Origin of the sequence: Comamonas sediminis (assembly GCF_041107495.1) — a bacterium.
Taxonomy (GTDB): domain Bacteria; phylum Pseudomonadota; class Gammaproteobacteria; order Burkholderiales; family Burkholderiaceae_C; genus Comamonas; species Comamonas sediminis.
This window is the reverse complement of sequence record NZ_JBGBDC010000004.1, coordinates 47,917-71,091: the sequence shown is the minus strand read 5'-3', so window position 1 is coordinate 71,091 and position 23,175 is coordinate 47,917. Positions and strand designations below refer to the sequence as shown.

Below are 23,175 nucleotides of genomic sequence, written 5' to 3'. Positions count from 1 at the left end.
CCCACCACCGGCTCCACGCAGCGGCTCACCCTTTGACATCCTCAAAGAGATTGCGGAGCGCCGGGCAAAGCTGCAGCCGGCCCAGGCCCAACCACAGAAGGATGGGAACACCAAGGACAAACGATGACCAAGATGATGATCCTGACCGGGGATAACAACATCCCTGCTCTGCCGATGACCGATGCACAGGTAAACCATCTGCGCCGTCTGCTGGCCTGGCTGCGCTGCGAGTACATGCTGGATGAGCACATGCAACGGGGCTTCATGGAAGGGGCTGCGCAATCCGTGCAGCATGGCGCGGCAACCCCCGAGCGTGCTGGCGAGATCCTGCAGCAGCAGGCCGCCAAGATCAACCAGGTGCCCGCATACGTGCGCCAGGCCCACAAGATGCTCAGCAAGGCCCTGCTGGAGCATGACCGGCGATCTGGCGTTGTAGACGGCTGCAGGCCAGACGAAAACCTGCAGGCCACGCCGGTGAGCGAGGAACCTGCAGGTGTTGCTGGTGCAATGATTTCGACCAGAACCAGAAAGGAGCCATGATGGCCGCACGATTTGTACGCATTGTCAAATTCTGCGCAGAGACTGGATACTCTGATCGCGCAGTTGAGACGAAAATTCACCGGGGAGTTTGGATTGAAGGCAAGGAATACGTCCGCGCCCCGGACAATAATATTTTGATTGATATGGAAGGTTACAACCAATGGGCCGCAAAGCAACGACAGGAGGTGTTAGACCGCGAGGCGACCGCATAGAGGTCCGTTTCACCTGGAATGGGAAACAGGTCTCCCCTACGCTTGATCTTCGCCCCACTGCCGCAAACCTCAAACATGCGGCTCGGGTGCGAGCCGCCATAGTCGAGGAAATAAAGCACGGCACCTTCAGCTTTGCAGCGCATTTCCCCGACTACAAGCACCTGCAGCAACACCAGCCAGAGAGCGAGGCTGGCATGCGAACCTTCCTAGAGTGGTCGCGGGTATGGGTCACCCTCTCCGCTCGGAGCTTGGAGCATTCCACGCATGCCATTTATGTCCGTCATCTAAATGCCTATTGGGTTCCCGCATTCGGAAGCCTGCGACCAGAGAAAATAAGCCATGAAATGGTATTAACGCACTTGGCAACATTGAGCAAAGACCGAATGGACTTGGAAACCGGGCGCAAAATGAAAGGACTATCGCGGAAAACACAGAATAATATTCTGATCCCACTGCGTGGAGTTTTCGACCTGATATGCAAACCACCAAGCCGAGTTAGCAACCCAGTTGAAGGAATAGATAATCAGAAGATCCAAAAAGCCAACCCTGACCCTTTTGCACCTGATGAGGTTGAATTGATCCTCAAGGAAATGCAAAAGCGTTTTGGGGAGGTAATGACAGATTATTTTGAATTCTCATTCTTTGCCGGGTTACGGGCAAGCGAGCATATCGCGCTGAGGTGGGAGGATGTGGACTTACGGAAGGCCACTGTGCTGGTTCGCCGCTCCAAGGTCATGACCATGGAAAAAGACCGCACCAAAACCAACGTTGAACGCACGGTAGAGCTCAACCAGCGCGCCGCCGGCGTGATCCAGCGCCAGCGTGCAAGAACTGCAGCAATGAATGCTGAGGTGTTCTATAACCCGAACACTGGAGCGCCCTATCACGATGAGCAGTCACAGCGCCGAGCCTGGCGCCTCACCTTGCGCGCAATTGGCGTGCGATACAGGGCGCCCAAGGAATGCCGGGACACCAGCGTAACCCTGGCGCTCATGGCCGGCGCGAATCCCATGTGGGTGGCCATGCAACACGGTCACTCTGTGCAGGTGATGATGCGCGACTATGCGAAGTGGATTCCATCAGCGGATCGAGGCGCCAACCTCGCAGCAGTCAATGCAGCGATCAGCACCCAGGCCACACCCCGAAAAGAAGCGATTTAGGGATGGATTAGGGATGACTTGAGAGCGCCCCACCCAGACATAGAAAAAGCCCCAAGTGAATCAATCACTTGGGGCTTATCTTATTGGCGGAAACGGAGGGATTCGAACCCTCGATGAGGCTCTACACCCCATACTCCCTTAGCAGGGGAGCACCTTCGGCCACTCGGTCACGTTTCCAATACAGCTATTCTAACCTGAAAAATCAGGCCGATTTGGAAACTTCTGCAGAATCCAGACCAAAAGCGGTGTGCAGCGCGCGAACGGCCAGTTCCAGGTACTTCTCATCGATCACGACCGAGGTCTTGATTTCGGAGGTGGAAATCATCTGGATGTTGATGCCCTCTTCGGCCAGTGCGCGGAACATCGTCGATGCGACGCCCACGTGGCTGCGCATGCCGATGCCGACAATGCTCACCTTGCAGATGTTGGGGTTGCCGATGACTTCGTCAGCGCCGAGCTTGGGCACCACTTCGTCGCGCAGCAGCTCAACGGTGCGGTTGAAGTCGCCCTGGTTCACGGTGAAGCTGAAGTCGGTCTTGCCGTCCTTGCCGATGTTTTGCAGGATCACATCCACATCGATGTTGGCGTCTGCCACCGGACCCAGGATCTGGTAGGCGATGCCGGGGGTGTCAGGCACGCCACGGACAGAGATTTTGGCTTCGCTACGGTTGAAAGCGATACCGGATACGACGGCCTTTTCCATCTTTTCGTCTTCCTCAAATGTGATCAGAGTGCCCGATTTGGCCTCTTCATCCAATGCAATATCCCAGGGCGTGAAGCTCGACAGCACACGCATTGGCACTTTGTACTTGCCGGCAAATTCCACCGAGCGGATCTGCAGCACCTTGGAGCCCAGGCTCGCCATCTCCAGCATTTCCTCAAAGCTCACGGTCTTGAGGCGCTGTGCGGCCGACACCACACGCGGGTCGGTGGTGTAGACACCATCAACGTCGGTATAAATCAGGCACTCGGCGGCCTTGAGGGCGGCTGCCACGGCGACGGCCGAGGTGTCCGAGCCGCCACGGCCCAGGGTCGTGATGTTGCCGTTCGGGTCAATGCCCTGGAAACCGGTGACGATCACCACGCGGCCGGCGTCCAGATCGGCCCGCACGCGCTGGTCATCGATCGATTCAATACGCGCCTTGGTGTAGCTGTCGTCGGTGCGCACTGGCACTTGCCAGCCGGTGTAGCTGACCGAAGGAACGCCCTCGGCCTGCAGCGCAATGGCCAGCAGGGCCGATGAAGCCTGCTCGCCAGTGGCGGCCAGCATGTCCAGCTCACGGTAATAGGACTTGTCTGCGCGGCTGGGTGCCAGCTCACTGGCCAGACCCAACAGACGGTTGGTTTCGCCACTCATGGCGCTGGGCACCACCACCATCTGGTGGCCAGCCCTTGCCCACTTGGCGACGCGTTTGGCGACATTGCGGATGCGCTCGGAAGAGCCCATCGACGTGCCGCCGTACTTATGAACGATCAGTGCCATTGAATATCACGATGACGAAACACGAAGCTCGGCGTTGATGCAAAGTGTTTTGGCACGCCGTCGGAATCGTACATTAGTCAGACCAAAACTGGCGGATTGTACCAATCGATGACATCTCTGTGGCGCTGTATATACCCATGGCCCACTTTTATATGGATTTGGTGGCCCCGCGTGGTGCAGCGCCGCAGCTGCAGCAGCAGTTGCGCCAACTGCGCGGCACTGGGCGTTTGGCCATGGGCTGTGCGCAACCAGTAGCGCAAGACATTGGCCATGCGGGCCTCGGTCAGCGCCTGCAGCGCGCGGATGCGCGGTGGCGAGCCCGTGGCCTGCAGGTCGATCTGCGCCAGGTCATCGAGCAGTTCGGCCGCCTGCGCCGCATGGGCGCTGCTGCGTGCCACCGTCTGCGCGATCTGCGGAAAGGCCTGCACCAGAGCGGGCATGACCTGCTGGCGGATGCGGTTGCGTGTGTAGCGCGTGTCGGTGTTGCTGGGGTCTTCCACCCAGGCAATGCCCAGCGCCGCCAGATCAGCGCGGATCTGCGCACTGCCCAGCGCCAGATAGGGCCGCGCCCATTGCAGGCCTGCGCGCTGCCACTGCGGGCGCATGCCTGCCAGCCCGGCCACCCCGGCACCGCGCGACAGTGCCAGCACCACGGTCTCGACCTGGTCATCGGCATGCTGGGCCAGCGCAATGGTCTGGATGGCGCCCTGCCCTGCATCAGCGGCAGCCAGCACGACCTCGGTCAGCGCCCGGTAGCGCGCAATGCGTGCCGCATCCTCCGGGCTTTGGCCAGGTTGCGCATGCGCGTTCACCGCCGCCACCTGCAAGGGCACTGCCCAGGCAGTGCATTGGGCACGGCAATGGGCCTCAAACACAGCCGCCGCCGCCTGCAGCCCGTGGTTGATGTGGATGGCATGCACCTGGCCGGGAAAGCGCTGCAGGCAGGCCCAGAGCAACGCCGTGGAATCCGCCCCGCCGCTGTAGGCTACCGCCAATGGCAGCGCGGGCTGCCAGCCGGTCAGCGCAGCAACAATGGCGGGCTCAGCCATGGCGCACACTCCACAGCAAAAAGCCTCCGCAACGGGAGGCTTGGCAGCAGCGGCGCAGCATCAGCAGCGGCCGGCAGCAGGCATCAATGTTCTGCCTTGGTGTCCGAGAAACGGCCATAGCTTTGCAGGCGCTCATAGCGGCGGTCCAGCAGCTCGGCGGGCTTGAGGTCAGCCAGCTGGCGGAAGGCATCGCTCAGGCCGCGCTTGAGCAGTGCCGCCATTTGCTTGTGGTCACGGTGGGCACCGCCCACAGGCTCGTGGATGATCTTGTCGATCAGACCCAAGGCCTTGAGGCGGTGCGCGGTGATGCCCATCGCATCGGCCGCTTCCTGGGCCTTATCGCTGGTCTTCCACAGGATGGAGGCGCAGCCTTCGGGGCTGATCGTCGAGTACACCGAGTACTGCAGCATCAGCACCTGGTCGGCCACCGAGATACCCAGCGCGCCGCCGGAGCCGCCTTCACCGATGATGGTGGAGATGATCGGCACTTCCAGCTGCGCCATTTCATAGATGTTGCGGCCAATGGCTTCAGACTGGCCGCGCTCTTCGGCATCAATGCCGGGGTAGGCGCCGGGCGTGTCGACAAAGGTGAACACCGGCAGCTTGAACTTCTCGGCGGTCTTCATCAGGCGCAGCGCCTTGCGGTAGCCCTCGGGCTTGCTCATGCCGAAGTTGCGCAGGGTGCGCTCCTTGGTGTCGCGCCCCTTTTGGTGGCCCACCACCATGCAGGGGTTGCCATTGAAGCGTGCCAGGCCGCCCACGATGGACAGGTCGTCGGCAAAGTGGCGGTCACCATGCATTTCAACGAAATCGGTGAAGATCTCGTTCACATAGTCCAGGGTGTAGGGGCGCTCGGGATGGCGTGCGATCTTGGTGATCTGCCAGGGGGAGAGCTCGCTGTAGATGTCCTTGGTCAGCTGCTGGCTTTTCTTGCTGAGCTGATCGATCTCTTCAGAGATATCGACTGCGCTTTCGCTTTGCACATAGCGCAGTTCATCAATTTTGGTTTCCAGCTCCGCAATCGGTTGCTCGAAATCCAGGAATGTTCTTTTCGCCAAAATGATTCTCCTCGAGAAAAGCCGCAGGCAGCCTTCTCATAACGACCGACAGTGTAACCGCATGCGGCCAAACCAGATCAATCTGCATCCTGCCCCAGTGGCATGGCATTCTGGGATCGCCAGATCAGCCAGGCCGCCACACTGGCCCAGGGTTGCCAGGCCTGGGCCACCTCGCGCGCATCGCTGCGGCTGACGGCCTCGCCCGAAAAATAATGGTCGCTGATGCCCTGCAGCAGCGCTGCGTCGTCGATGGCCAGCACATTGGGCCGCCCCAGATGGAATAGCAGAAACATCTCCGCGCCCCAGCGTGCGATGCCGCGCTGCGCCAGCAGCTGCTCAATGACGGCATCATCGTCGACATGCACCCAGGACAGCGCATCCTTGGGCTCCTGCACAAACCACTGGGCGAGATCGCGCAGATAGCCCAGCTTGCGCTGCGGCAGGCGAATGGCCTTGGCGGCCTCGTCCGTCAGCGCCAGCATGGCCTTGGGCGTGGCTGCGCCCAGCGCTGCCACCAGCCGCTTCCACAGCTGGCGCGCCGAGTTGTCGGACAGTTGCTGCCAGACCACCGAGCGCATCAGCAGCGCAAAGCCGTCCGCCTCGCGGCGCAGCATCTCACCGGCATACAGCGGCGCGAGCCGGCGCATCACCCGGTCCTTGCGGGCCAGGTGTTTGCAGGCGGCAGCCCAGTCTTCCGCTGACAGCGGTTTGTTGCTGATACCAGGCATAGGGCTAGACGGACCGCGTCAACGCCAGGGACAAAGTCAGACTACCCACAGCGCGCATCAGGCCCCTGCCTGCACGACCGTCCAGGTCGTGCCTTGGGCGGAGTCCTTGAGCTCCACCCCTTGGGCCAGCAGCTCGGCGCGGATGCGGTCGGATTCCGCATAGTTCTTGGCCGCCTTGGCTGCAGCTCGCAGTGCAATCTGCGCCTCCACATAAGCGGCATCCACGCTAGCACCCGCCTGCAGGTAGGCGGCAGGGTCGGCCTGCAGCAAACCCAAGGTAGCGGCCAAGGCCTTGAGCAGCCCCGCCACCGCAGGCGATTTGCTGCGGTTGACTTCGGCAGCCAGCTCAAACAGCACCGCCACCGCCTCTGGCGTGCCAAAGTCCTCGTCCATCGCCGCCTTGAAGCGCGCTGCGCTTGGGTGGCTCCAGTCGATGGCGACCGGCTCTGGCGCTACCAGGCTCAGCGCGGTGTAGAGGCGCTTCAAGGCATTGCGGGCATCGTCCAGGTGCACATCGCTGTAGTTGAGCGGGCTGCGGTAGTGGGTGCGCACCACAAAGAAGCGGATGGTTTCTGCATCGTAGCGCTTGAGCACATCGCGGATCGTGAAGAAATTGCCCAGGGACTTGGACATCTTCTCGTTGTCGACGTTGATGAAGCCGTTGTGCATCCACATCCTGGCCAGCGGCTGGCCGTGTGCGCCTTCGCTCTGCGCAATTTCGTTTTCGTGGTGGGGGAACTGCAGGTCAGCGCCGCCGCCATGGATGTCGAAAGTCTCGCCCAGCAGCGCGCAGCTCATCGCCGAGCACTCGATGTGCCAGCCCGGCCGGCCCGTGCCATAGCTGCTTTGCCATTTGGCCTCGTCCGGCTCGGTGGGCTTGGCGCTCTTCCACAGCACAAAATCCAGTGGGTCATCCTTGCCGTCCTGCACGGCCACGCGCTCGCCGGCATTGAGCTCATCGAGCGACTTGCCCGACAGCTTGCCGTAGCCCGTAAACTTGCGCACGGCGTAGTTCACATCGCCGCCCTCGGTGCGGTAGGCCAGGCCTTTTTCCTCCAGCTGCGAGATGATGGACAGCATCTGCGGCACGTACTCGGTCGCACGGGGCTCATGGGTGGGGCGCTCGATGCCCAGTGCATCGGCGTCCTGGTGCAGAGCCTCGATCATGCGGTCGGTCAGGCTGCGAATGGTCTCGCCATTCTCCACAGCGCGGCGGATGATCTTGTCCTCGATGTCGGTGACATTGCGCACATAGGTCACCTTGAGGCCGCTGACACGCAACCAGCGCTGCACCACATCGAACGCCAGCATCGAGCGCGCATGTCCCAGATGACAGAGGTCATAGACCGTCATGCCGCATACATACATGCGGACATGGCCCTGCTCGATCGGAACAAATGACTCCAGCGCACGCGAAAGCGTGTTGTAGATGCGCAAACTCATGAAAAATTAGCGTGGTTGTGGTTGAGAGGGAAGGACGCCTGGCGCCCCACGCCGGTCCGCACCCACCCTCTGCAAAGAGACTGGTGTGCGGGTTGTGCAGAGCCTGCTTGGGGCAGATCCGCCCGGCAGGAACCGCCGAACCATGTATGGTAGCTGATGCCGACACCATGCCCTGCAAACCATGGCCGCCCGCCGTTCCGGGGCGCCAGCCCCCTCAGCTACAATGCGCTGCAGTATAAGCCTGCAGGCCACTTGCACGCGCCCAGCGTGCCCGAACCCTATGAAGTTAGTCAGTTGCCTTTTCTCCCCCCTGATGCCTCGTGCTGCCTTGCTGGCGCTCGCACTGAGCTGCGGTGCCGCCTATGCGGACGATTACGCAGCCGTGGAAAAGCTGATCCAGTCCGGCCAGACCGCATTGGCCCTGGAGCAGCTGGAGCCCAAGATCCAGCAAGCGCCGCGTGACCCGCAATGGCGCTTTTTGCAAGGCGTGGCCCAGATGAATGCCGGCCAGCGCGATGAAGCCACGGCCACCTTCGAAAAGCTGGTGCAGGAATACCCCGAGCTGCCCGAGCCCTACAACAACCTGGCCGTACTCTACGCCCAGAACAACCAGCTGGAAAAAGCCAGCCGTGCGCTGCAGGATGCCGTGCGGGCCAACCCCGGCTATGCCACCGCTTATGAGAACCTGGGCGACATCTATATCCGCCTAGCCGAGCAATCGCTGAGCAAGGCCAGCAGCCTGGCGCCCGCCCAGCAGGCGCGGCTGCAGCCCAAGATCAGCAGCCTGCGCCTCTTGGTGACCCGGGCCCAGCCTGCGGCTGCTGCAGCACCCGCTGCGGCCGCGCCGGCTGCCCCGGCAGCGGCGCCCGACGCAAAAAAGTAAAGGCCTTGCCTTGAATCTTGCACCGTTGGCCCTCAAGTCGGTGCAACGCCCACGCTGCAACGCCGATGACTTGCGCGCAGCGCAGCATGCATTGCGGACAGCGCAGTGCCCTGTGCTGGCCATCTACCGTAATTGACCACAGAGGAAACCGATGCCTACCAAACGACACACTCTTTCCATTCTGGGCGGCCTGGCACTGGCCGGCGGCATGTTGCTGACCAGCGCTGCACAGGCGGCTGACCAGCCCCGCGTGAAACTGGCCACCTCGATGGGCGACATCGTTGTGGAACTCAATCCAGAAAAAGCGCCCAAGACGGTGGCCAACTTCCTGCAGTACGTGAACGACAAGTTCTACGACGGCACGATCTTCCACCGCGTGATTGGCAACTTCATGATCCAGGGCGGTGGCTTTACCCCCGACATGCAGCAAAAGCCTGCGCGCTCGCCCATCCCGCTGGAGGCCAACAACGGCCTCAAGAACAACACCTACACCATTGCAATGGCCCGCACGGCTGTGCCCGATTCGGCCACCGCGCAGTTCTTCATCAATGTGCAGAACAACGATTCGCTGAACGCCCCCAATCCCGATGGCCACGGCTACGCAGTGTTTGGCAAGGTGGTCAGCGGCAATGATGTGGTCGACAAGATCAAGGCGGTGCAAACCGGCAATGCCGGCCCGCACCAGAACGTGCCCAAGACCCCGGTCATCATCAAGTCGGCTACCGTCGTCAAGTAAATGGCTATGCCGCCGGCCTCAACCCGGCCAGCGGCGCCCTTCCCACCTTTCTCAACAGGAAACACACCATGAGCAATCCACAAGTTGAACTGCATATCAAAGACTACGGCGTGATCACGCTGGAACTCGACGCAGACAAAGCCCCCAAGTCCACCGAGAACTTCCTGAGCTACGTCAAAAGCGGCCACTATGACGGCACGATCTTCCACCGCGTGATCAACAGCTTCATGATCCAGGGCGGCGGCTTTGCTTCGGGCATGGACCAGAAGTCCACCCAGACCCCCATCCAGAACGAAGCCCAGAACGGCCTGAAGAACGACCAGTACACCGTGGCCATGGCCCGCACCAGCGATCCGCACTCGGCCACCGCCCAGTTCTTCATCAACGTCGCCAAGAACGACTTCCTGAACCACACCTCTCCCACCCCCAGCGGCTGGGGCTATGCCGTGTTCGGCAAGGTGGTCAAGGGCAACGATGTGGTCGACAAGATCAAGGCCGTCAAGACCGGCTCCAAGGGCATGCACCAAGACGTGCCCAAGGAAGAAGTGCTGATCGAAAAGGCTGTGGCGCTGTAACAGGCCGCCACCATCTGCATGGACAGCCCGACCGACACCCGAGCCGCAGACCCCGATGAGGCGCTGCGCGCCCAGTTGGCCACCACGGCAGTCCATGCCTTCGCTGCGCCCCCCGCCTGGCGCAGCATCGAATTCATCTCCGATCTGCATCTGCAACCCCAGCTGCCTCTGACCTGGCACAGCTGGCAGCGGTACCTGCAAGCCAGTACGGCCGATGCGATCTTCATGCTGGGCGACCTGTTCGAAGCCTGGGTCGGCGACGATGCGCTCGACGAGGCAGACAGCTTTGAAGCGGCCTGCGCCCAGACCCTGCGCGAGGCCAGTGGCCAGCGCGCCCTTTTCTTCATGCACGGTAACCGCGACTTTCTGATTGGCGCGCAGTTTGCCCAACGCAGCGGCATGCAATTGCTGCCCGATCCCAGTTGCCTGGCGTTTCTGGGCCAGCACTGGCTGCTCAGCCATGGCGATGCGCTGTGCGTCGAAGACAGCGAGTACCAGCGTTTTCGTGCGGTGGCACGCAGCCCCGCCTGGCAGCAGCAGATTCTGGCCCAGCCACTGGCCCAGCGCCGCCAGCTGGCAGGCGCCATGCGCAGCCAGAGCGAGGCGCGCCGCATGCGCGAGGTCATCACCGCCGATGTGGATACAAAGGCCGCCCTGGCCTGGTTGCAGCAGGCCCAGGCGCACACGCTGATCCACGGCCATACCCACCGCCCTGCCAGCCACCCCTTGGATGCAGACCACCAGCGCGTGGTACTGACCGATTGGGACACCGACCTGGAGCCGGCACGCGCCGAAGTGCTGCGCATCGATGCCGCAGGCCTGCAGCGCATCGCGCTGGACGACTACCTGGCCCGGCCGCCCCAGCCGGGCGCGCGCTGATCCCATGGCCTGGCTGCACCGCACCTGGTCACGCCTGCGCGCACTGGCGCGCCCCGTGCCCGAGATACCTGCCGCCCTGTGGCTGCAGGTGCTGCAAAAATACCCTTTTCTGCAAGCGCTGTCGCTCGAAGAAAAAGCCAAGCTGCGCGCCCTCAGCGCACTGTTTCTGCGCCAAAAGCAGTTCTCTGGTGCGCATGGTCTGGTGGTGAGCGATGCGATGGCGCTGACCATTGCCGCACAGGCCTGCGTGCCGCTGCTGCACCGGGGCGACGCAGAACAGGCCATTGCGCTCTACGATGATTTTGTCGGCATCGTTGTACACCCTGGCACCATGGTGGCCGCCAGAGATATGCATGACGAGGCGGGCCTTATCTCGCACCGGCGCATGATGCTCGAAGGCGAAGCCATGCAGCATGGGCCTGTCACCTTGAGCTGGGCGGCCATTGCGCAAGACCCACTGCAGCAAAACGAGCGCGGCACCAGCGTCGTCATCCACGAGTTCTGCCACAAGATCGACATGCGCAACGGCGGAGCCGATGGCTACCCGTCGCTGCCTAGCCATTTTCTGGGCCTGGCCAGTGCGGCCGAAGCACGCCAGACCTGGGAGCGCACCTGGGCATCGGCCTTTGATGCCTTTCGCCATGCAATTGCCAAATCCCAGCGCTTTGGCGAGCCCGCACCCTGGCTGGACAGCTATGGCGCCACCGCCCCGGCCGAGTTTTTTGCGGTCGCCTGCGAGGCCTTTTTTGTCAACCGCCGCCACTTCGCCGAGGAATGGCCGCAGCTCGACCGCATGCTCGCCGGGCTGTTCCGCCCGGATGCCGGCTAAACAATCAAGACGTTAGACGCGCTGCGCCCCGGTCAGTGCCTGCAGCCAGGCGATGCTGTCCTGCAGCTCTTGCGGGTGCAGCTCATGGCGGCAGGGGTACTCGTGGTAGCTCAGATCCACAGGCATGGCCTGCAGGGCCGCGCGAATGGCATGGGCCTGCGCCAGCGGAATCACATTGTCGGCCGTGCCATGGCTGATCCAGGCTTTGCGGCCGGCCAGCTGACTGGGAGCCACCTGCTCGGCGGCCATCTCGGGCAAGAGGCGGCTGTGCCACACCAGAATGGCCTGCAGCAGCTGCGGCTCGGTCAGCAGCGCCGACAGCGCCATGATGCCGCCCTGGCTGAAGCCGCCCACCACCACCCGCTCGGCAGGAATCTGCAAGGCCTGGGCCGCCTGGGCACAGGTCTGGGCGACGAGCGCACGGCTGGCTTTCTCCTGCGCAGTATCGATGGTGCGGCTGCCATCGGGGTTCACCCCAAACTGGAACCAGGCATAGCTGCCGGGGCCCAAGGTATAAGGCGCGCGCAGGCTCAGCACATGGAACGCCGGTGGCACCATGCCCGCCAGGCCAAACAGATCCTGCTCGTTGCTGCCCACGCCATGCATCAGCACCAGCAACCAGGGTGCGCGGGTATCCGGCGCAGCGGCACGGTACAGGTGGTCAAGGGGAAGTTTCAACATGGCAGCCCTGGTCAAAAAATTGGCTGCATCGTACCGCAGCCTTGGCAACCATGGCGGGAAGCACAGCAAAACGCCTTGCGGCGGCTGAGGCCGGTGCACCGCCGCTGGCACCCCAGCCCGCCACAGATGGCTTATTTCTTCTGGTGCACAGCCACCCAGGCCAGAAAGCGCTCCATGTAGTTGCGCAAGAACTTTTCGCTGGCCTCGGCCACCTTGCCATCGGCGCTGACCAGGCCATCGGTCCAGCGGATAAAGCCTTCAGGCTGCGCCATCGCAGGCATGTCCAGAAACACCAGAATGTTGCGCAGGTGCTGCTGAGCCATCGACGTGGCCGGGCCTCCCGTCGAGGTGCCGATGATGCCGGCGGGAATGCCGTTCCACGCGCCACTGCCATAAGGGCGGCTGGCGCCGTCGAGTGCATTTTTCAAATAAGCCGGCACCGAGCGGTTGTGCTCAGGCGTCACAAACAGGATGCCGTTCTTGCTGCGCACCTTGTCTTTGAAAGCGGTAAACGCTGCCGGGTAGGCGTCAGCGTCGTCGTCGCGGTTGTAGAACGGCAGCGCGCTCAGGTCGAGGAACTCGAAGTCCGCCTGGTCCTGCACCAGGTTCACCAGGCCATGCGCCAGTTGCTTGTTGATCGAGGTCTTGCTGTTGCTGCCAACGATGATGCCAATTTGGGGTTTTGCCACAGTCATTCTCACTTTCAGGACATGCCAAAGGATGAAGCCTATGTTTATACCCCTGCCTGGTGATACCCGATGTAGGCCAACGCGAACTGCGCGGCCATAACGGCGCTGTGAATCACTGCGCCGTGCCCCTGCCGCAGGCCTGGCCCGCCTGCAGCTGCCAGACCTGGGTGCTGCCCAGGTGCAGTGCTGGTGCAGCCGATGCCAACGGCGGCATCTGGCGTTGGGCCGCCTCGGTGCTGCCCACGACCCACAGGCGCTGCTGCGGATGCGCGCAGGCGTAGGCCTGCAAGGCCTGCGCATCCAGCAGCAGGCTATTGCCCTGCTGAGGCGCAAACTGCGCTGCATCGCTCAGCTCCTTCTTCCAGTTGTCGGCCTGCTGGCCCTCGGTGGTCCAGTCATCCACGACCAGCGGAGCTGCCATCGCAGGCAGGTAAAAAGGCACTTCGTAGTACAGGTGCTCCAGCATCACCAAGCGGTCGGCCGGCTGCACCGGCAGGCTGCGCAGTGCGCGCCACTGAGCCTTGGCAGGCACGGCCACCGTGCCCAGCACCACCGCCAAGGCCACACACAACAGCGCGGCCAGCGCGGCCGCGTGCCGGCCCCAGCGCTGCCAGCCAGCGGCCTGCACCAGGCGCACCACCGCATAGGCCAGTGGCGGCAGCGCAGGCAGCACATAGCCTACGATCTTGCTGTGCGGCACCGAGAAGAACAGCACGATGACGGCAAACCAGACCAGCATCAGCCGGTCCAGGCTCTGCACCAAGGGCTGCGCGGCTGGCCGTGCCGCCTGCGGTGGCAGTGATCCGGCAACGGCCTTGCGCCGCCCACTGCGCCAGCCAGCGGCCAGCGCCCAGCCCGTCCAGGGCAATGCGGCCAGCGCGATCACGGCAACATAGAACCACCAGGGCTGGGGGTTGTTGAAGCTGCTGCCGGTGTAGCGCTGAAAGTGCTGGGTCACAAAGAAGTAGTGGAAAAAGCCACTGTGCAGTGCCTGCGCCATCCAGACCCAGGGGCCGGCAATCAGCAGCACCGGCAGCCATGCCGCTGCATGCAAAGGCAGCCACCATTGGCGCCAGCGCCGCTCCCACACCAGCCAGAGGGCCCAGACCATGCCGGGCAGCACCAGCGCAATCAAGCCCTTGGCCAGAAAACCCAGCCCGGCCCAGACGCCGGCCGCAGCCAGCCAGCCCATCCAGGCCATGCCGCGGATGCGGCCTGTGGCCTGGCGCGCCTCCAGGGTCGCCATCGCGGCGCTGCTAATGCAGGCGGTCAGGCAGCCTGCCAACAGCATGTCCATATTGGCGTACTGCGCGGCCATATAGGTATAGGGCATGGTCACCAGCACCACCGCTGCAGCGACAGCCACCGACAGGCTGGCATAGCGCTTGAGCAACACCAACAAGGACATGGCCGCCAGCCATGCGCCCAGCAGCGACGGCAGGCGCGCCACCCATTCATGCACACCCGCAACCTGGAAGCCGGTGGCCGCCAGCCAGTAGTACAGCGGCGGCTTGTGGAAGAACGGCAGGCCGTTGAGTGCCGGCGTCACCCAGTCGCCGCTGCGCAGCATCTGCAGCGCGGCAACGGCGTACCGCCCCTCATCCGGATCGCTGAGCGGCCGCAGCCAGGCCAGCGCCAGCAGCCACACTGCCACCAGGACCGCCATGCTGGCCTCGGTCGTCCAGGCAAAGCGGGCAGGCACCGCGCGTGCAGAAGCAAGACTGTGCATGGCTTACTCCACCGGTGCGGGCTGCGGCGATGGGCGGGGCGCTGCGGCGTCTGGCAGCGCCAGCGCAGCAGGCTCTTGCACCACCGGACCGGCATGCCGCCACAGCCAGCCATACAACAGCGCGATCACCCCGCCCAGCGCTGCGCCGGCAGCGATATCGAAGGGAAAGTGCACACCGCAGTAGACACGGCCCCAGCTCACTGCCAGCGCCACCGCCACCACTGCCACGCCACCCAGGCGCAGCTGGCGCAGCCACAGCAGGCAAAAACCCAAGGTAAACAGTGCGCTGGCATGCGCGCTCGGGAGTGAGCCCCGGGCGGCATGTTCAATATAGGCGGGGCTCAGCCCCATCACGAAGGGGCGGGGATGCCCCACCCAGATGGCGAGCTGGTGCGCCAGCAGCACCGCAGCGGCGCAGCACAGCATGCTGCCCAGCAGGTACAGGCGGTCCGCCGGCCGCTTCCACCACAGCCACAGCAGCGCCGCGCCTGCCAGCACAACGCCGTCCATGCCCAGCCAACGGGCCAGCTCCAGCACCCAAGCCGTCGGTGCAAAGCCCCCGGCCATCCATGCAAACCACTGCAGATTCCATGCATCCATCGCAAACCCCTCGCACAGAAGGCCGCTCTGGATGGGTGTTCACCCGGTAACCGCGCATTCTGTAGGTTGGCACTGTGGCGGGCGGAACTTACCGATGTCTTAATGCACAAGAAAAGCGATAAAGAATTTAAATTCGGCTGTCCTGCACGACCGCGCCGGCGGCAATCGTGATCACGCGCTGGCACTGGGCGGCAATGGCCCGGTCGTGCGTGACCATGACCAAGGTCGTGCCCGCCTCGCGGTTCAGGTCCATCACCAGCTGCATCACCGCCTCGCCGGTGGCAAAGTCCAGGCTGCCGGTGGGCTCGTCGGCCAGCAGCACGGCAGGCTGCACCACAAAGGCGCGTGCCAGTGCCACGCGTTGCTGCTCGCCGCCCGACAGCAGCTTGGGGTAGTGCGACAGGCGCTGGCCCAGGCCCACGCGCTCGAGCATCGCAGTCGCCTGCTTGCGGGCATCGCGCTGTCCGGCCAGCTCCAAGGGCAGCATCACGTTCTCCAGCGCTGTCAAATTGCCCATCAATTGAAAGTTTTGAAACACAAAGCCCATCGTGCGCGCACGCAGCGCGGCCCGGTCATCTTCGCTCAGCGCAAACAGGTCCTGGCCAGCAATGCGCACCGTGCCCACGCTGGGCGTATCCAGGCCCGCCAGGATCGACAGCAAGGTGCTTTTGCCCGAGCCCGATGCACCGACAATCGCTACGGTTTCCCCTTGCGCGATGCTAAAGTCCACATCACGCAGAATGGTCAGACTGCCGGTCGAATCCGAGACCGATTTGCCCAGGCCCTGGGCCACCAACACCGCTTCAGGCGCCTGCGATTGAGAAAGCACTGCATCTGTCATGACAACCAATCTTTCCTCCAATGGTCGAGCACCCGTCACACGACGCCGGTGTCTGCGCAGCATCGTAACGGGGGCAATGATGACCTCCATCGCTATAGGTTTTACAGCACAGGCGGCTGCACCACAGGCGCCTGCCACAATTTTGGTCGTGGGCGACTCGATCAGCGCCGAATACGGCATCGCACGCGGAACGGGCTGGGTGGCGCTGCTGCAGGACAAGCTCGAAAAAAGCAAAACCGCCAACGCCTACCAGGTGCACAACGCCAGCATCAGCGGTGACACCACCGCCGGCGGCCGGGCCCGTTTTGGCCAGCTGCTGACGCAGCACAAGCCCGGCATCGTCGTGCTGGAGCTGGGCGCCAATGATGCGCTGCGCGGCCTGCCGCTGGCCAGCACCCAGGCCAACCTGGCAGCGATGGTGGACAGCGCGCAAAAGGCCGGTGCCCAGGTGCTGCTGCTGGGCATGCAGGTGCCCCCCAACTACGGCACCAAGTACACCACGGACTTTGCCCAGGTCTTCACCACCTTGGCGCGCGAGAAGAAAACCGCTGTCGTGCCCTTCTTGCTGCACGGCGTGGCCGATGTGCCCAACGCCGAGAAGAACTTCCAGGCCGACCGCATCCACCCGCTGGCCAGCGCCCACCCGCAGCTGCTCGCCAATGTCTGGCCCGAGCTGCAAAAGCTGATGAAATAAAAAATGCCGCCGGCGCGATGCTGGCGGGATTCAGGGGTTTGGCGCTACCGCTTAGGCAGATGCCTTAGCCAAAGGCTTTTTGCAGCGCCTGGGCCAAATCCTGCTGCAGGTCGTTCACATCCTCCAGCCCGATCGCAAAGCGCACCACCATGCCGGGCTGCAACTGCGACTCGCCCAGCGCGCGCATGCTGCCGATCTTGTAGGGCACGACCAGGCTGACCGGGCCGCCCCAGCTGTAGGCCAGCTTGAACAGACGCAGGCTTTCGCAGAACAGGTCGATCTGCTTCTGGCCGTAGCGCGGATCGATCACCACGCTGAAAAGACCGGCTGCCGTGCCCTGCTTGCCTGCCACCGCAACAGCGCCGCACAGCTGCTGCCAATGCGCGTGGCCGGGAGATCCAGCAAACGCCGGGTGCAGCAGTTGCACGACGGCGGGATGCTCGGCCATGAAGGCGGCCAGCTGCCGGGCAGCGGCATCTTGCGCGTGGTAGCGCAGCGCGATACTGGGCAGACTGCGCAGCACGGTTTCGATATCGTTCACCCCCACGCCCAGGCCCAGGTGCATATGCGTGGCCTGCACCTTGCGGTGCACGGCGGCATCACGGGTCACGATGGAGCCCATCAGCACATCGCCACCGCCGCTGGGGTACTTGGTGAGCGCATGCGCCGAGACATCCACGCCCAGGCGGTAGCTGCCATCGCCATCCAGGTCAAAGCAGTTGAAGGCCAGGCCCGCGCCCCAGGTGTTGTCCAGCGCCGTGGCAATGCCTTTTTGCCGGCACAGGCGCACGAGGCCCACCAGATCGGGGAACTCCATGCTGACCGAGCCGGCCGCTTCCAGCCACACCAGCCGCGTGTTGTCCTGGATCAGGCTGGCGCAGTGGTCCACACGCATCGGGTCGTAGTAGCCGACACTGACGCCATAGCGCTGCAGCTCGCTCTCGGCAAAGCCCTTGCTTGGGCCGTAGACGTTGTCGGGCAGGAGCACATGGTCACCGCTCTTGAGCAGCGCCAACCCGATCACCGAGACCGATGCCAGGCCACTGGGCACCAGCACGCAGTGGGTGCCGCCTTCCAACGTGGCAATGCGCTCTTCCAGGATATAGGTGGTGGGCGTGCCGTGCAGGCCATAGGTGAAGGCGCTCTTGTCCTTCCACTCCCAGTTGCGCATCGCCGCCACGTTCGGGAAGAACACGCTCGATGCCTTGAACACGCCGGGCTGCGGCGCGGCAAAGGGCGCATCGACCGTGTAGGGGTGGTGGATGATGCCGGTGATCGGCGCCTGGTTTTCGGGGTTGGAGCTCATAGCAAAAAATGTCGGTCAGAAAACGGAACAGCTGCGGGCTATTGTGCAGCAGATAGGCTCAGCGCAAAGCCGCTGCCGCCAAGCCCAGTGCTGCGGGCTGCGCACCGGCGTCAAAGAAGCGGCTGGCCTGCAGCAGTGCGGCGCTGTTTTGCAAGGGCAGCCAGTCGCCGCCAGCGCAACGCTGCCAGGCCAGCGGCCCGGTGCCGCCCGCTTTGGTAGCAACATCCGCCAGCCAGGCATCCAGTCCATCCACCGGTGCAGGCCACCAGCGGGCTTGCTCGCCCAGGCTGACCAGCACAGGCAGCGCTTGCACTGATGCGGCCGGCGCCATAGCCGGGGCATCCAGGGCGGCCAACGCATCACGCGACCAGGCACGCAGCGCTGCGCGGTAGCCCTTGTCAGGAAACTGCGCCGCCCATTGCTGGCGGTCTGCATCCATCTCGGCACCGATTGCGCTGCTGCCCAGCGCGGCGGCCATATCCAGCGCCGGCTTGCGCGCCAGCTGCTCCAGCCAGAGCCGGTAGTCCGCACTCGGCACCGCGGCGTTAGGCGGGTTGACCAGCCACAGCCCTTGTACCGGCCGGCCCAGCGCCGCCTGCTGCGCCACCAGGGCCGGGGCCAGGCGCGCGGCATCTCCATGGGCGACGACGACCAGCCCCTGCTGGCCATCCAGATGCAAATGCTCGATGAGGTCCTGCAGCATTGCCAACTGCTGCGCATCGCCCAGGCGCTGGTCCTTTTTGGGCTTGTCGCTGCGTCCCAGGCCCAGCCAATCCGGGGCCACTACGCGATCACCCCGCGCGGCCAGGCCTGCCGCCAATTCACGAAAAAGCCCTTGATGGGCCGGCATGCCGGGCAACAGCAGCCATTGCCGGGCTGCGGCGGCTGGCAGGGGGTTCTGGCCCGCGCTGTCTTTGACATGCAGGCGCAGGCCCGCCAATGCGGGCCAATCGCTGTAGAAGCAGCTGGGGCAGCCGCAATCCAGCGCCGCTGCAAACAGCGTGTCGGGCGTGCGCAGTGCGTCGTCGCGCAGCGGGTGGCTGGCCAGCGCCTGCTGCCTTTGCTGCACGCGGCGTTGGCCAAAAAATGCCGTCAGCAGCGCTGCGGCCTCGTCCGCCAACACCCCCGGGGTCACCGCGGTGTGGTGGTTCAGCGCGGCCTGCGCAAACAGGTCCAGCACCGAACCGCCGGCACCGGTGCGCGGCTCGGCAGCGCCCCAGACCACGCGGTCCAGGCGCGCGTGCAGGATGGCGCCTGCACACATGGCGCAGGGCTCCAAGGTCACATACAAGGTGCAGCCCTCAAGCCGGTAATTGCCCAGGCGCTGGGCCGCATCGCGCAGGGCCTCGATCTCGGCATGGGCGCTGGGGTCATGGGCGCCAATCGGGTGGTTGAAGCCCCGGCCTACGATCTGGCCATCACGCACCACCACGGCGCCCACCGGCACTTCACCCGCCTCAGCCGCAGCGCGCGCCTGCGCCAGCGCAGCGCGCATCCAGTGCGCATCGCCAGGCTGGTGGGGCAATGGGCTGCCGGTAGCGGCGGGGACGAGGCTGTCGGCCATCGCCGTCACTCTTCGGCCTGTTTCAGGCGCTGGGCATCCTGCTGCAGCGCCTGGCTCAGCTGGTCCTGCACCTGCTGCTGGATCTGCCGGCTTTGTGCATTCACATCCTTGCTGGTGTCGATCTGCGGCACGGGTACGCCTTCCACGGCAGCGGGCGCAGGCGCCTTGGTCACGGCCATGTTCTGTTTCATCAACAGCGCGACAATCGCCATCACCACCAGCAACCCTGCCAAACCCAATACAGCCCGCATAGCATCCTCCCTCAATTCCGTATGCGGGTCTGATTATCGCGCGGCATCGCAGCCCGTGGCCGGCAGGCCCTGGTTGGCCTGCCACAGCTGCCCAGCCAGCGCCCGGATGTCATCGGCCAGGTGCAGGCGCTGCAACCAGTGGCTTGGTATGCCCTGCTCGCCCCAGAAGGCGCCCGCTATCTGCCCGGTGATGGCCGCCGTGGTGTCGGCGTCATCGCCCAGATTTGCGGCCTCCAGCACGGCATCCTCAAAGCAGCCATGCCGGGCAAAGCACCACAGCGCCGCCTCCAGGCTGCGCACCACATAGCCCGATCCCTGGATATCCTCCCGGCTTTTGGCCAGGTAATGGCCCTGCGCAATCTGCTGCAGTTGGGGGCTGGCCAGCCGCAGATCCGCCAGCGCCAGCACCTCGTGTTTGGAGCGGCCCTGCAACGCGCGGGCAATCGCCACGGCCAATAGGCGGCAGGCATCCAGGCACTCCGCGGCGCCGTGGGTGGTTTGCGAGCTGAGCGCCGCCTGGTCCTGCAATCGCTGCGCATCCCCGCAAAAGCGCAGCGCCACAGGTGCCAGCCGCATGATCGAGCCATTGCCAGCGCTGTGCGGGTCGGTGCTGCCTGCCAGTGGATTGCCGGTGAGCAAGAACCGCTGCAAAGCTTCCCGCGTGGCCATGCCAATGTCAAAGCAATGGCCGGTGGAACTCCAGTAGCCCCACCGGTACCAGTTCGCATAGCGCGCCATCTGGTCTGCCGGGTCGCAGCCGCCCTTGGTGACCAGGCTCTCGGCCAGGCACAGCGCCATCGAGGTGTCGTCGGTCCACTGTCCCGCCCGCAGCGAGAACGGCCCCCCGCCCACCATGTCGGTCAGCGGCACAAAGCTGCCGCGCGGCTGGAACTCGACCGTGGTGCCCACCGCATCGCCACAGGCCAGGCCCAGCAATGCGCCTTGAAAGCGGTCCAGGCTGGGCGGCATCACTGGCCTCCGGCGCGCAGCTGCGCGTGCGCCGCCATGAAGAACCTGGCCCAGCGATAGGCACGCCGCGCCAGCGCGGGCCGCTGGATGGGGTTGGTGTATGTCATGTCAATTCTCTTGTCTCTCCGCCAGCCACCAGTGCGCAAACGCGGCCAGGCTGGCATGGGTGGAATGCAGTTGTTGCAATGCCGGCCCGCAGTTGGGGCTGCCCTCGGGTTCGCGCAGCACCAATGCGCGATGGATGCCGTCTGGCAGGCCCGCAAAGTTCGGTAAATAGTCATCCACAAAGGCCAGCGGCTGCAGTTGGGCGAGCGCTGTCGCCTTGGGACTGCCGGCGCTGGCACCGCTGCCACCGCTGCCCGTGGCCGTCACCCGCTCAATCGGAAAGCCGAGGGCCCGCAGGTTGCCAAGCCTTGCCTGGGCAAACTGGGGCTGCAGGGCAGTCAGGCAGACCAGCTCAAAGCCGCCGGCCACCAGTTGCTGGCAAGCCGTCAGCGCACCGGGTACGGCAGGCAAGGCGGACCAGAACTGCGCATCCAAGCCTGCGCGAAACTGGCGCAGCGCCTCGCCACTCAGGCGCTCGACATCCCAGCGGTCTGCCGCCCAGTAGGCGTGGGGATTGCGCAAGGCAGGCCGGCAGCCGAAAGCGCGCTGCCAGGCCCCGGCATAAGCCAGGTTGTAGTCGAGCAGCACGCCGTCAGCATCCAGCGCCAATACGCGATGGCTGCTCATGCATCCAGCCTCTGCAGGTAGGCCACGGGTACAGCGTCAGTCAACCAGACGCCATTGTCCGAGCAATAGAACACATGGCCATCGGCGACCATGCCTGCCGCATCTACCCGCAGCAGGGCCAGCTTGCCATGGCGCCGCCCTACCGCGCCAGCCGTCTCCATGCTGGCCGACAGGTGCACATGGTGGCGCTTTTGGCGTTGCAGGCCTTGCGCCAGGATCGCGTCGAGAAAGCGGGTCGCCGTGCCGTGGTAGAGCGCGTCCGGTGGGGTGCTGGGGGCCAATTGCAGCTCGACGGTGACCGAATGCCCCTGGTTGGCCCGGATGCGCTTGCCATCCGCGCTGAACGCAAAGCGCTGCTTGGCGCAGCTTGCCACCACCGCGTGCAATTGGGCCAGGCTCATGGCTTTGCCACTGCGGGCCAGGCAGGCGAGCAGTTCGTCTGTATGCGCCCAACCTGCATCATCGAGCTGCAGCCCGATGCTCTGGGGGCTGTGCCGCAGCACCAGGCTGAGCAGCTTGCTGCGGCGGGTCATGGCGGCGGACTGCTCGCCGGCCTGGATGTCCTTGGTTGGTGGGTTAAAAGTCATCATTTATCTTTCTTTTGTTGTAGTTATGCATCCTTGGGAGCGCCCGCCTTCGGGCTGCTCCACGCTTACAAGCCTTAAGTTGTATTGAACAACTTACATGAGTTGTACAATACAACTAGCTTTTCCATCCGTCAAGGTTTTCTATGGCTTCCAGCGCTGCCAGCCTCCAACCCGTTGATTTTGAACGCCCCTACACCACGGTGGATGTGGTGATCTTCAGCGTGGTGGACGGGGCCTTGAAGGTCTTGCTGGTGCAGCGCCCGGCATCCGGCTCGGAGCCGTTCCCGGGGCTGTGGGCGCTGCCCGGCGGCTTTGTCGATGTGGCGCAGGACAGCGATCTGCAGGCCTGCGCCCACCGCAAGCTGCGCGAGAAGACCAATGTCGCCAGCCCCTACCTGGAGCAGCTGGGCAGCTGGGGCGGACGCAGCCGGGACCCACGTGGCTGGTCCGCCACCCATGTCTACTTTGCGTTGATTGCTGCGCAGCCGCTGACTCTGGCCAAGGGCGCCAATGCGGCCGATGTGGCCTGGTTCGAGGTCGATGCGCTCGGCGGCGAGCCGGCACTCGCCTTTGACCACAGCGAGATCCTGCGCGCTGCGGTCGAGCGCCTGCGCGGCAAGGTGGAGTACACCTCGCTGCCCGCCTTTTTGCTGCCCGAGCCCTTTACGCTGCCCCAGCTGCAGCAGGTGTACGAGACGGTGCTGGGCCGACCGGTGGACAAGAGCGGCTTTCGCACCCGCATGCTGGCGGCGCAGTTTCTGCATGAGGCCGGACATGTCGCGGGCCCCTCCAACCGCCCGGCGATGGGCTACCGCCTGGCCGACCGCAGCGCGCCGGTGGTGTTTCCGCGCACCTTCAGCCCGCGCGGCTGAACCGGGCTGCCTGGGTGCTTGGGCTGGCACGGCAGTCAGCTTATCGCCCAGCACCGAGGGCATAGTGCAGCGACCTGAGATAATC

Annotated in this window: 26 protein-coding genes, 1 tRNA gene and 1 pseudogene; 11 read left to right on the top strand and 17 right to left on the bottom strand. The window is 64.1% G+C overall.

What is annotated here, in order from left to right; all coding sequences use genetic code 11:
- Nucleotides 1–123: 123 nt before the first annotated feature.
- From AB7A72_RS10450 to AB7A72_RS10435, 4 genes and pseudogenes are all read left to right on the top strand, one after another.
- Nucleotides 124–540 carry a hypothetical protein gene (locus AB7A72_RS10450; RefSeq protein WP_369459869.1) on the top strand — a complete coding sequence of 139 codons (417 nt, stop codon included), beginning with the start codon at nt 124–126 and terminating at the stop codon, nt 538–540.
- Nucleotides 540–752 (top strand): excisionase, encoded by a 213-nt coding sequence (locus AB7A72_RS10445; protein WP_133858978.1) that lies wholly within the window; start codon nt 540–542, stop codon nt 750–752. The genes AB7A72_RS10450 and AB7A72_RS10445 overlap by 1 nt, the downstream gene beginning before the upstream one ends.
- Nucleotides 701–844, top strand: a pseudogene (locus AB7A72_RS10440) (Arm DNA-binding domain-containing protein); the annotation flags it as partial. The gene AB7A72_RS10445 and the pseudogene AB7A72_RS10440, both read left to right, overlap by 52 nt.
- 291 nt (nt 845–1,135) lie before the next feature.
- On the top strand, nt 1,136–1,912 hold the full coding sequence (locus tag AB7A72_RS10435) for a tyrosine-type recombinase/integrase (protein ID WP_369460128.1): 777 nt from the start codon (nt 1,136–1,138) through the stop codon (nt 1,910–1,912).
- Between the two features lie 84 nt (nt 1,913–1,996).
- Here AB7A72_RS10435 and AB7A72_RS10430 read toward each other — a convergent pair.
- The 6 genes from AB7A72_RS10430 to cysS form a co-directional block, all read right to left on the bottom strand.
- Nucleotides 1,997–2,089, bottom strand: a tRNA-Ser gene (locus AB7A72_RS10430).
- Nucleotides 2,090–2,114: 25 nt separating this feature from the next.
- Nucleotides 2,115–3,395 (bottom strand): aspartate kinase, encoded by a 1,281-nt coding sequence (locus AB7A72_RS10425; RefSeq protein WP_239808701.1) that lies wholly within the window; start codon nt 3,393–3,395, stop codon nt 2,115–2,117.
- A gap of 77 nt (nt 3,396–3,472) precedes the next feature.
- On the bottom strand, nt 3,473–4,444 hold the full coding sequence (gene tilS / locus AB7A72_RS10420; RefSeq protein ID WP_369459868.1) for a tRNA lysidine(34) synthetase TilS: 972 nt from the start codon (nt 4,442–4,444) through the stop codon (nt 3,473–3,475).
- A gap of 83 nt (nt 4,445–4,527) precedes the next feature.
- Complete coding sequence (locus tag AB7A72_RS10415; protein WP_116925082.1) at nt 4,528–5,502, bottom strand: acetyl-CoA carboxylase carboxyltransferase subunit alpha; 975 nt, start codon at nt 5,500–5,502, stop codon at nt 4,528–4,530.
- Between the two features lie 77 nt (nt 5,503–5,579).
- Nucleotides 5,580–6,230 (bottom strand): DNA-3-methyladenine glycosylase family protein, encoded by a 651-nt coding sequence (locus tag AB7A72_RS10410; protein WP_312463300.1) that lies wholly within the window; start codon nt 6,228–6,230, stop codon nt 5,580–5,582.
- Nucleotides 6,231–6,287: 57 nt separating this feature from the next.
- Nucleotides 6,288–7,673, bottom strand: a complete 1,386-nt coding sequence (gene cysS, locus AB7A72_RS10405) for a cysteine--tRNA ligase (protein WP_369459867.1) — start codon at nt 7,671–7,673, stop codon at nt 6,288–6,290.
- A 313-nt stretch (nt 7,674–7,986) separates the two neighbouring features.
- Between cysS and AB7A72_RS10400 the strand changes: the two genes are divergently transcribed.
- From AB7A72_RS10400 to AB7A72_RS10380, 5 genes are all read left to right on the top strand, one after another.
- Entirely contained in the window at nt 7,987–8,556 is a 570-nt protein-coding gene (locus AB7A72_RS10400) for a tetratricopeptide repeat protein (RefSeq protein WP_369459866.1), read from the top strand.
- A gap of 208 nt (nt 8,557–8,764) precedes the next feature.
- Nucleotides 8,765–9,292: a peptidylprolyl isomerase gene (locus tag AB7A72_RS10395; protein ID WP_021026743.1), complete on the top strand. Its 528-nt coding sequence runs from the start codon at nt 8,765–8,767 to the stop codon at nt 9,290–9,292.
- Nucleotides 9,293–9,360: 68 nt separating this feature from the next.
- Entirely contained in the window at nt 9,361–9,867 is a 507-nt protein-coding gene (locus tag AB7A72_RS10390; RefSeq protein ID WP_239808706.1) for a peptidylprolyl isomerase, read from the top strand.
- Between the two features lie 18 nt (nt 9,868–9,885).
- Nucleotides 9,886–10,746 carry a UDP-2,3-diacylglucosamine diphosphatase gene (locus AB7A72_RS10385; protein WP_369459865.1) on the top strand — a complete coding sequence of 287 codons (861 nt, stop codon included), beginning with the start codon at nt 9,886–9,888 and terminating at the stop codon, nt 10,744–10,746.
- Between the two features lie 4 nt (nt 10,747–10,750).
- A complete protein-coding gene (locus tag AB7A72_RS10380; protein WP_369459864.1) occupies nt 10,751–11,575 on the top strand; it encodes a M90 family metallopeptidase in 825 nt (274 codons plus the stop codon).
- Between the two features lie 12 nt (nt 11,576–11,587).
- Here AB7A72_RS10380 and AB7A72_RS10375 read toward each other — a convergent pair whose 3' ends face one another.
- The 5 genes from AB7A72_RS10375 to AB7A72_RS10355 form a co-directional block, all read right to left on the bottom strand.
- On the bottom strand, nt 11,588–12,256 hold the full coding sequence (locus tag AB7A72_RS10375) for an alpha/beta hydrolase (RefSeq protein ID WP_369459863.1): 669 nt from the start codon (nt 12,254–12,256) through the stop codon (nt 11,588–11,590).
- A gap of 131 nt (nt 12,257–12,387) precedes the next feature.
- Nucleotides 12,388–12,945 (bottom strand): NADPH-dependent FMN reductase, encoded by a 558-nt coding sequence (locus AB7A72_RS10370; protein ID WP_239808710.1) that lies wholly within the window; start codon nt 12,943–12,945, stop codon nt 12,388–12,390.
- 112 nt (nt 12,946–13,057) lie between these two features.
- Nucleotides 13,058–14,674: an ArnT family glycosyltransferase gene (locus AB7A72_RS10365; RefSeq protein WP_369459862.1), complete on the bottom strand. Its 1,617-nt coding sequence runs from the start codon at nt 14,672–14,674 to the stop codon at nt 13,058–13,060.
- A 3-nt stretch (nt 14,675–14,677) separates the two neighbouring features.
- On the bottom strand, nt 14,678–15,274 hold the full coding sequence (locus tag AB7A72_RS10360) for a phosphatase PAP2 family protein (RefSeq protein WP_369459861.1): 597 nt from the start codon (nt 15,272–15,274) through the stop codon (nt 14,678–14,680).
- Nucleotides 15,275–15,401: 127 nt separating this feature from the next.
- A complete protein-coding gene (locus AB7A72_RS10355) occupies nt 15,402–16,115 on the bottom strand; it encodes an ABC transporter ATP-binding protein (protein WP_230772983.1) in 714 nt (237 codons plus the stop codon).
- A gap of 76 nt (nt 16,116–16,191) precedes the next feature.
- Between AB7A72_RS10355 and AB7A72_RS10350 the strand changes: the two genes are divergently transcribed.
- Complete coding sequence (locus AB7A72_RS10350; protein ID WP_407064970.1) at nt 16,192–16,809, top strand: arylesterase; 618 nt, start codon at nt 16,192–16,194, stop codon at nt 16,807–16,809.
- Nucleotides 16,810–16,873: 64 nt separating this feature from the next.
- Here the strand turns inward: AB7A72_RS10350 and AB7A72_RS10345 are convergent, their stop codons facing one another.
- The 6 genes from AB7A72_RS10345 to AB7A72_RS10320 all read right to left on the bottom strand — a co-directional run bounded on the left by AB7A72_RS10345 (nt 16,874) and on the right by AB7A72_RS10320 (nt 22,218).
- Complete coding sequence (locus AB7A72_RS10345; protein WP_369459860.1) at nt 16,874–18,115, bottom strand: PLP-dependent transferase; 1,242 nt, start codon at nt 18,113–18,115, stop codon at nt 16,874–16,876.
- Between the two features lie 58 nt (nt 18,116–18,173).
- Nucleotides 18,174–19,679, bottom strand: coding sequence for a tRNA adenosine(34) deaminase TadA (gene tadA / locus AB7A72_RS10340; RefSeq protein ID WP_369459859.1), 1,506 nt, complete (start codon nt 19,677–19,679; stop codon nt 18,174–18,176).
- Between the two features lie 5 nt (nt 19,680–19,684).
- On the bottom strand, nt 19,685–19,930 hold the full coding sequence (locus AB7A72_RS10335; protein WP_312527074.1) for a hypothetical protein: 246 nt from the start codon (nt 19,928–19,930) through the stop codon (nt 19,685–19,687).
- 33 nt (nt 19,931–19,963) lie between these two features.
- Nucleotides 19,964–20,899, bottom strand: a complete 936-nt coding sequence (locus AB7A72_RS10330; protein WP_369459858.1) for an ADP-ribosylglycohydrolase family protein — start codon at nt 20,897–20,899, stop codon at nt 19,964–19,966.
- Between the two features lie 108 nt (nt 20,900–21,007).
- Nucleotides 21,008–21,631 (bottom strand): HAD family hydrolase, encoded by a 624-nt coding sequence (locus AB7A72_RS10325; protein WP_369459857.1) that lies wholly within the window; start codon nt 21,629–21,631, stop codon nt 21,008–21,010.
- On the bottom strand, nt 21,628–22,218 hold the full coding sequence (locus AB7A72_RS10320) for an RNA 2'-phosphotransferase (protein ID WP_369459856.1): 591 nt from the start codon (nt 22,216–22,218) through the stop codon (nt 21,628–21,630). The genes AB7A72_RS10325 and AB7A72_RS10320 overlap by 4 nt, the downstream gene beginning before the upstream one ends.
- A gap of 143 nt (nt 22,219–22,361) precedes the next feature.
- On the opposite strand from AB7A72_RS10320, the gene AB7A72_RS10315 reads away from it, so the two are divergent.
- A complete protein-coding gene (locus tag AB7A72_RS10315) occupies nt 22,362–23,090 on the top strand; it encodes an NUDIX hydrolase (RefSeq protein WP_312527080.1) in 729 nt (242 codons plus the stop codon).
- Nucleotides 23,091–23,175: the final 85 nt, after the last annotated feature.

What these genes read in the sequence shown, in the direction of transcription:
- AB7A72_RS10450 (WP_369459869.1), top strand. Translation starts at nt 124, where the DNA reads ATGACCAAGATGATGATCCTGACCGGGGATAACAACATCCCTGCTCTG.
- AB7A72_RS10445 (WP_133858978.1), top strand. Translation starts at nt 540, where the DNA reads ATGGCCGCACGATTTGTACGCATTGTCAAATTCTGCGCAGAGACTGGA.
- AB7A72_RS10435 (WP_369460128.1), top strand. Translation starts at nt 1,136, where the DNA reads ATGGACTTGGAAACCGGGCGCAAAATGAAAGGACTATCGCGGAAAACA.
- AB7A72_RS10425 (WP_239808701.1), bottom strand. Translation starts at nt 3,395, where the DNA reads ATGGCACTGATCGTTCATAAGTACGGCGGCACGTCGATGGGCTCTTCC.
- tilS (WP_369459868.1), bottom strand. Translation starts at nt 4,444, where the DNA reads ATGGCTGAGCCCGCCATTGTTGCTGCGCTGACCGGCTGGCAGCCCGCG.
- AB7A72_RS10410 (WP_312463300.1), bottom strand. Translation starts at nt 6,230, where the DNA reads ATGCCTGGTATCAGCAACAAACCGCTGTCAGCGGAAGACTGGGCTGCC.
- cysS (WP_369459867.1), bottom strand. Translation starts at nt 7,673, where the DNA reads ATGAGTTTGCGCATCTACAACACGCTTTCGCGTGCGCTGGAGTCATTT.
- AB7A72_RS10400 (WP_369459866.1), top strand. Translation starts at nt 7,987, where the DNA reads ATGCCTCGTGCTGCCTTGCTGGCGCTCGCACTGAGCTGCGGTGCCGCC.
- AB7A72_RS10395 (WP_021026743.1), top strand. Translation starts at nt 8,765, where the DNA reads ATGTTGCTGACCAGCGCTGCACAGGCGGCTGACCAGCCCCGCGTGAAA.
- AB7A72_RS10390 (WP_239808706.1), top strand. Translation starts at nt 9,361, where the DNA reads ATGAGCAATCCACAAGTTGAACTGCATATCAAAGACTACGGCGTGATC.
- AB7A72_RS10385 (WP_369459865.1), top strand. Translation starts at nt 9,886, where the DNA reads ATGGACAGCCCGACCGACACCCGAGCCGCAGACCCCGATGAGGCGCTG.
- AB7A72_RS10380 (WP_369459864.1), top strand. Translation starts at nt 10,751, where the DNA reads ATGGCCTGGCTGCACCGCACCTGGTCACGCCTGCGCGCACTGGCGCGC.
- AB7A72_RS10375 (WP_369459863.1), bottom strand. Translation starts at nt 12,256, where the DNA reads ATGTTGAAACTTCCCCTTGACCACCTGTACCGTGCCGCTGCGCCGGAT.
- AB7A72_RS10365 (WP_369459862.1), bottom strand. Translation starts at nt 14,674, where the DNA reads ATGCACAGTCTTGCTTCTGCACGCGCGGTGCCTGCCCGCTTTGCCTGG.
- AB7A72_RS10360 (WP_369459861.1), bottom strand. Translation starts at nt 15,274, where the DNA reads ATGGATGCATGGAATCTGCAGTGGTTTGCATGGATGGCCGGGGGCTTT.
- AB7A72_RS10355 (WP_230772983.1), bottom strand. Translation starts at nt 16,115, where the DNA reads ATGACAGATGCAGTGCTTTCTCAATCGCAGGCGCCTGAAGCGGTGTTG.
- AB7A72_RS10350 (WP_407064970.1), top strand. Translation starts at nt 16,192, where the DNA reads ATGATGACCTCCATCGCTATAGGTTTTACAGCACAGGCGGCTGCACCA.
- AB7A72_RS10345 (WP_369459860.1), bottom strand. Translation starts at nt 18,115, where the DNA reads ATGAGCTCCAACCCCGAAAACCAGGCGCCGATCACCGGCATCATCCAC.
- tadA (WP_369459859.1), bottom strand. Translation starts at nt 19,679, where the DNA reads ATGGCCGACAGCCTCGTCCCCGCCGCTACCGGCAGCCCATTGCCCCAC.
- AB7A72_RS10335 (WP_312527074.1), bottom strand. Translation starts at nt 19,930, where the DNA reads ATGCGGGCTGTATTGGGTTTGGCAGGGTTGCTGGTGGTGATGGCGATT.
- AB7A72_RS10330 (WP_369459858.1), bottom strand. Translation starts at nt 20,899, where the DNA reads ATGCCGCCCAGCCTGGACCGCTTTCAAGGCGCATTGCTGGGCCTGGCC.
- AB7A72_RS10325 (WP_369459857.1), bottom strand. Translation starts at nt 21,631, where the DNA reads ATGAGCAGCCATCGCGTATTGGCGCTGGATGCTGACGGCGTGCTGCTC.
- AB7A72_RS10320 (WP_369459856.1), bottom strand. Translation starts at nt 22,218, where the DNA reads ATGACTTTTAACCCACCAACCAAGGACATCCAGGCCGGCGAGCAGTCC.
- AB7A72_RS10315 (WP_312527080.1), top strand. Translation starts at nt 22,362, where the DNA reads ATGGCTTCCAGCGCTGCCAGCCTCCAACCCGTTGATTTTGAACGCCCC.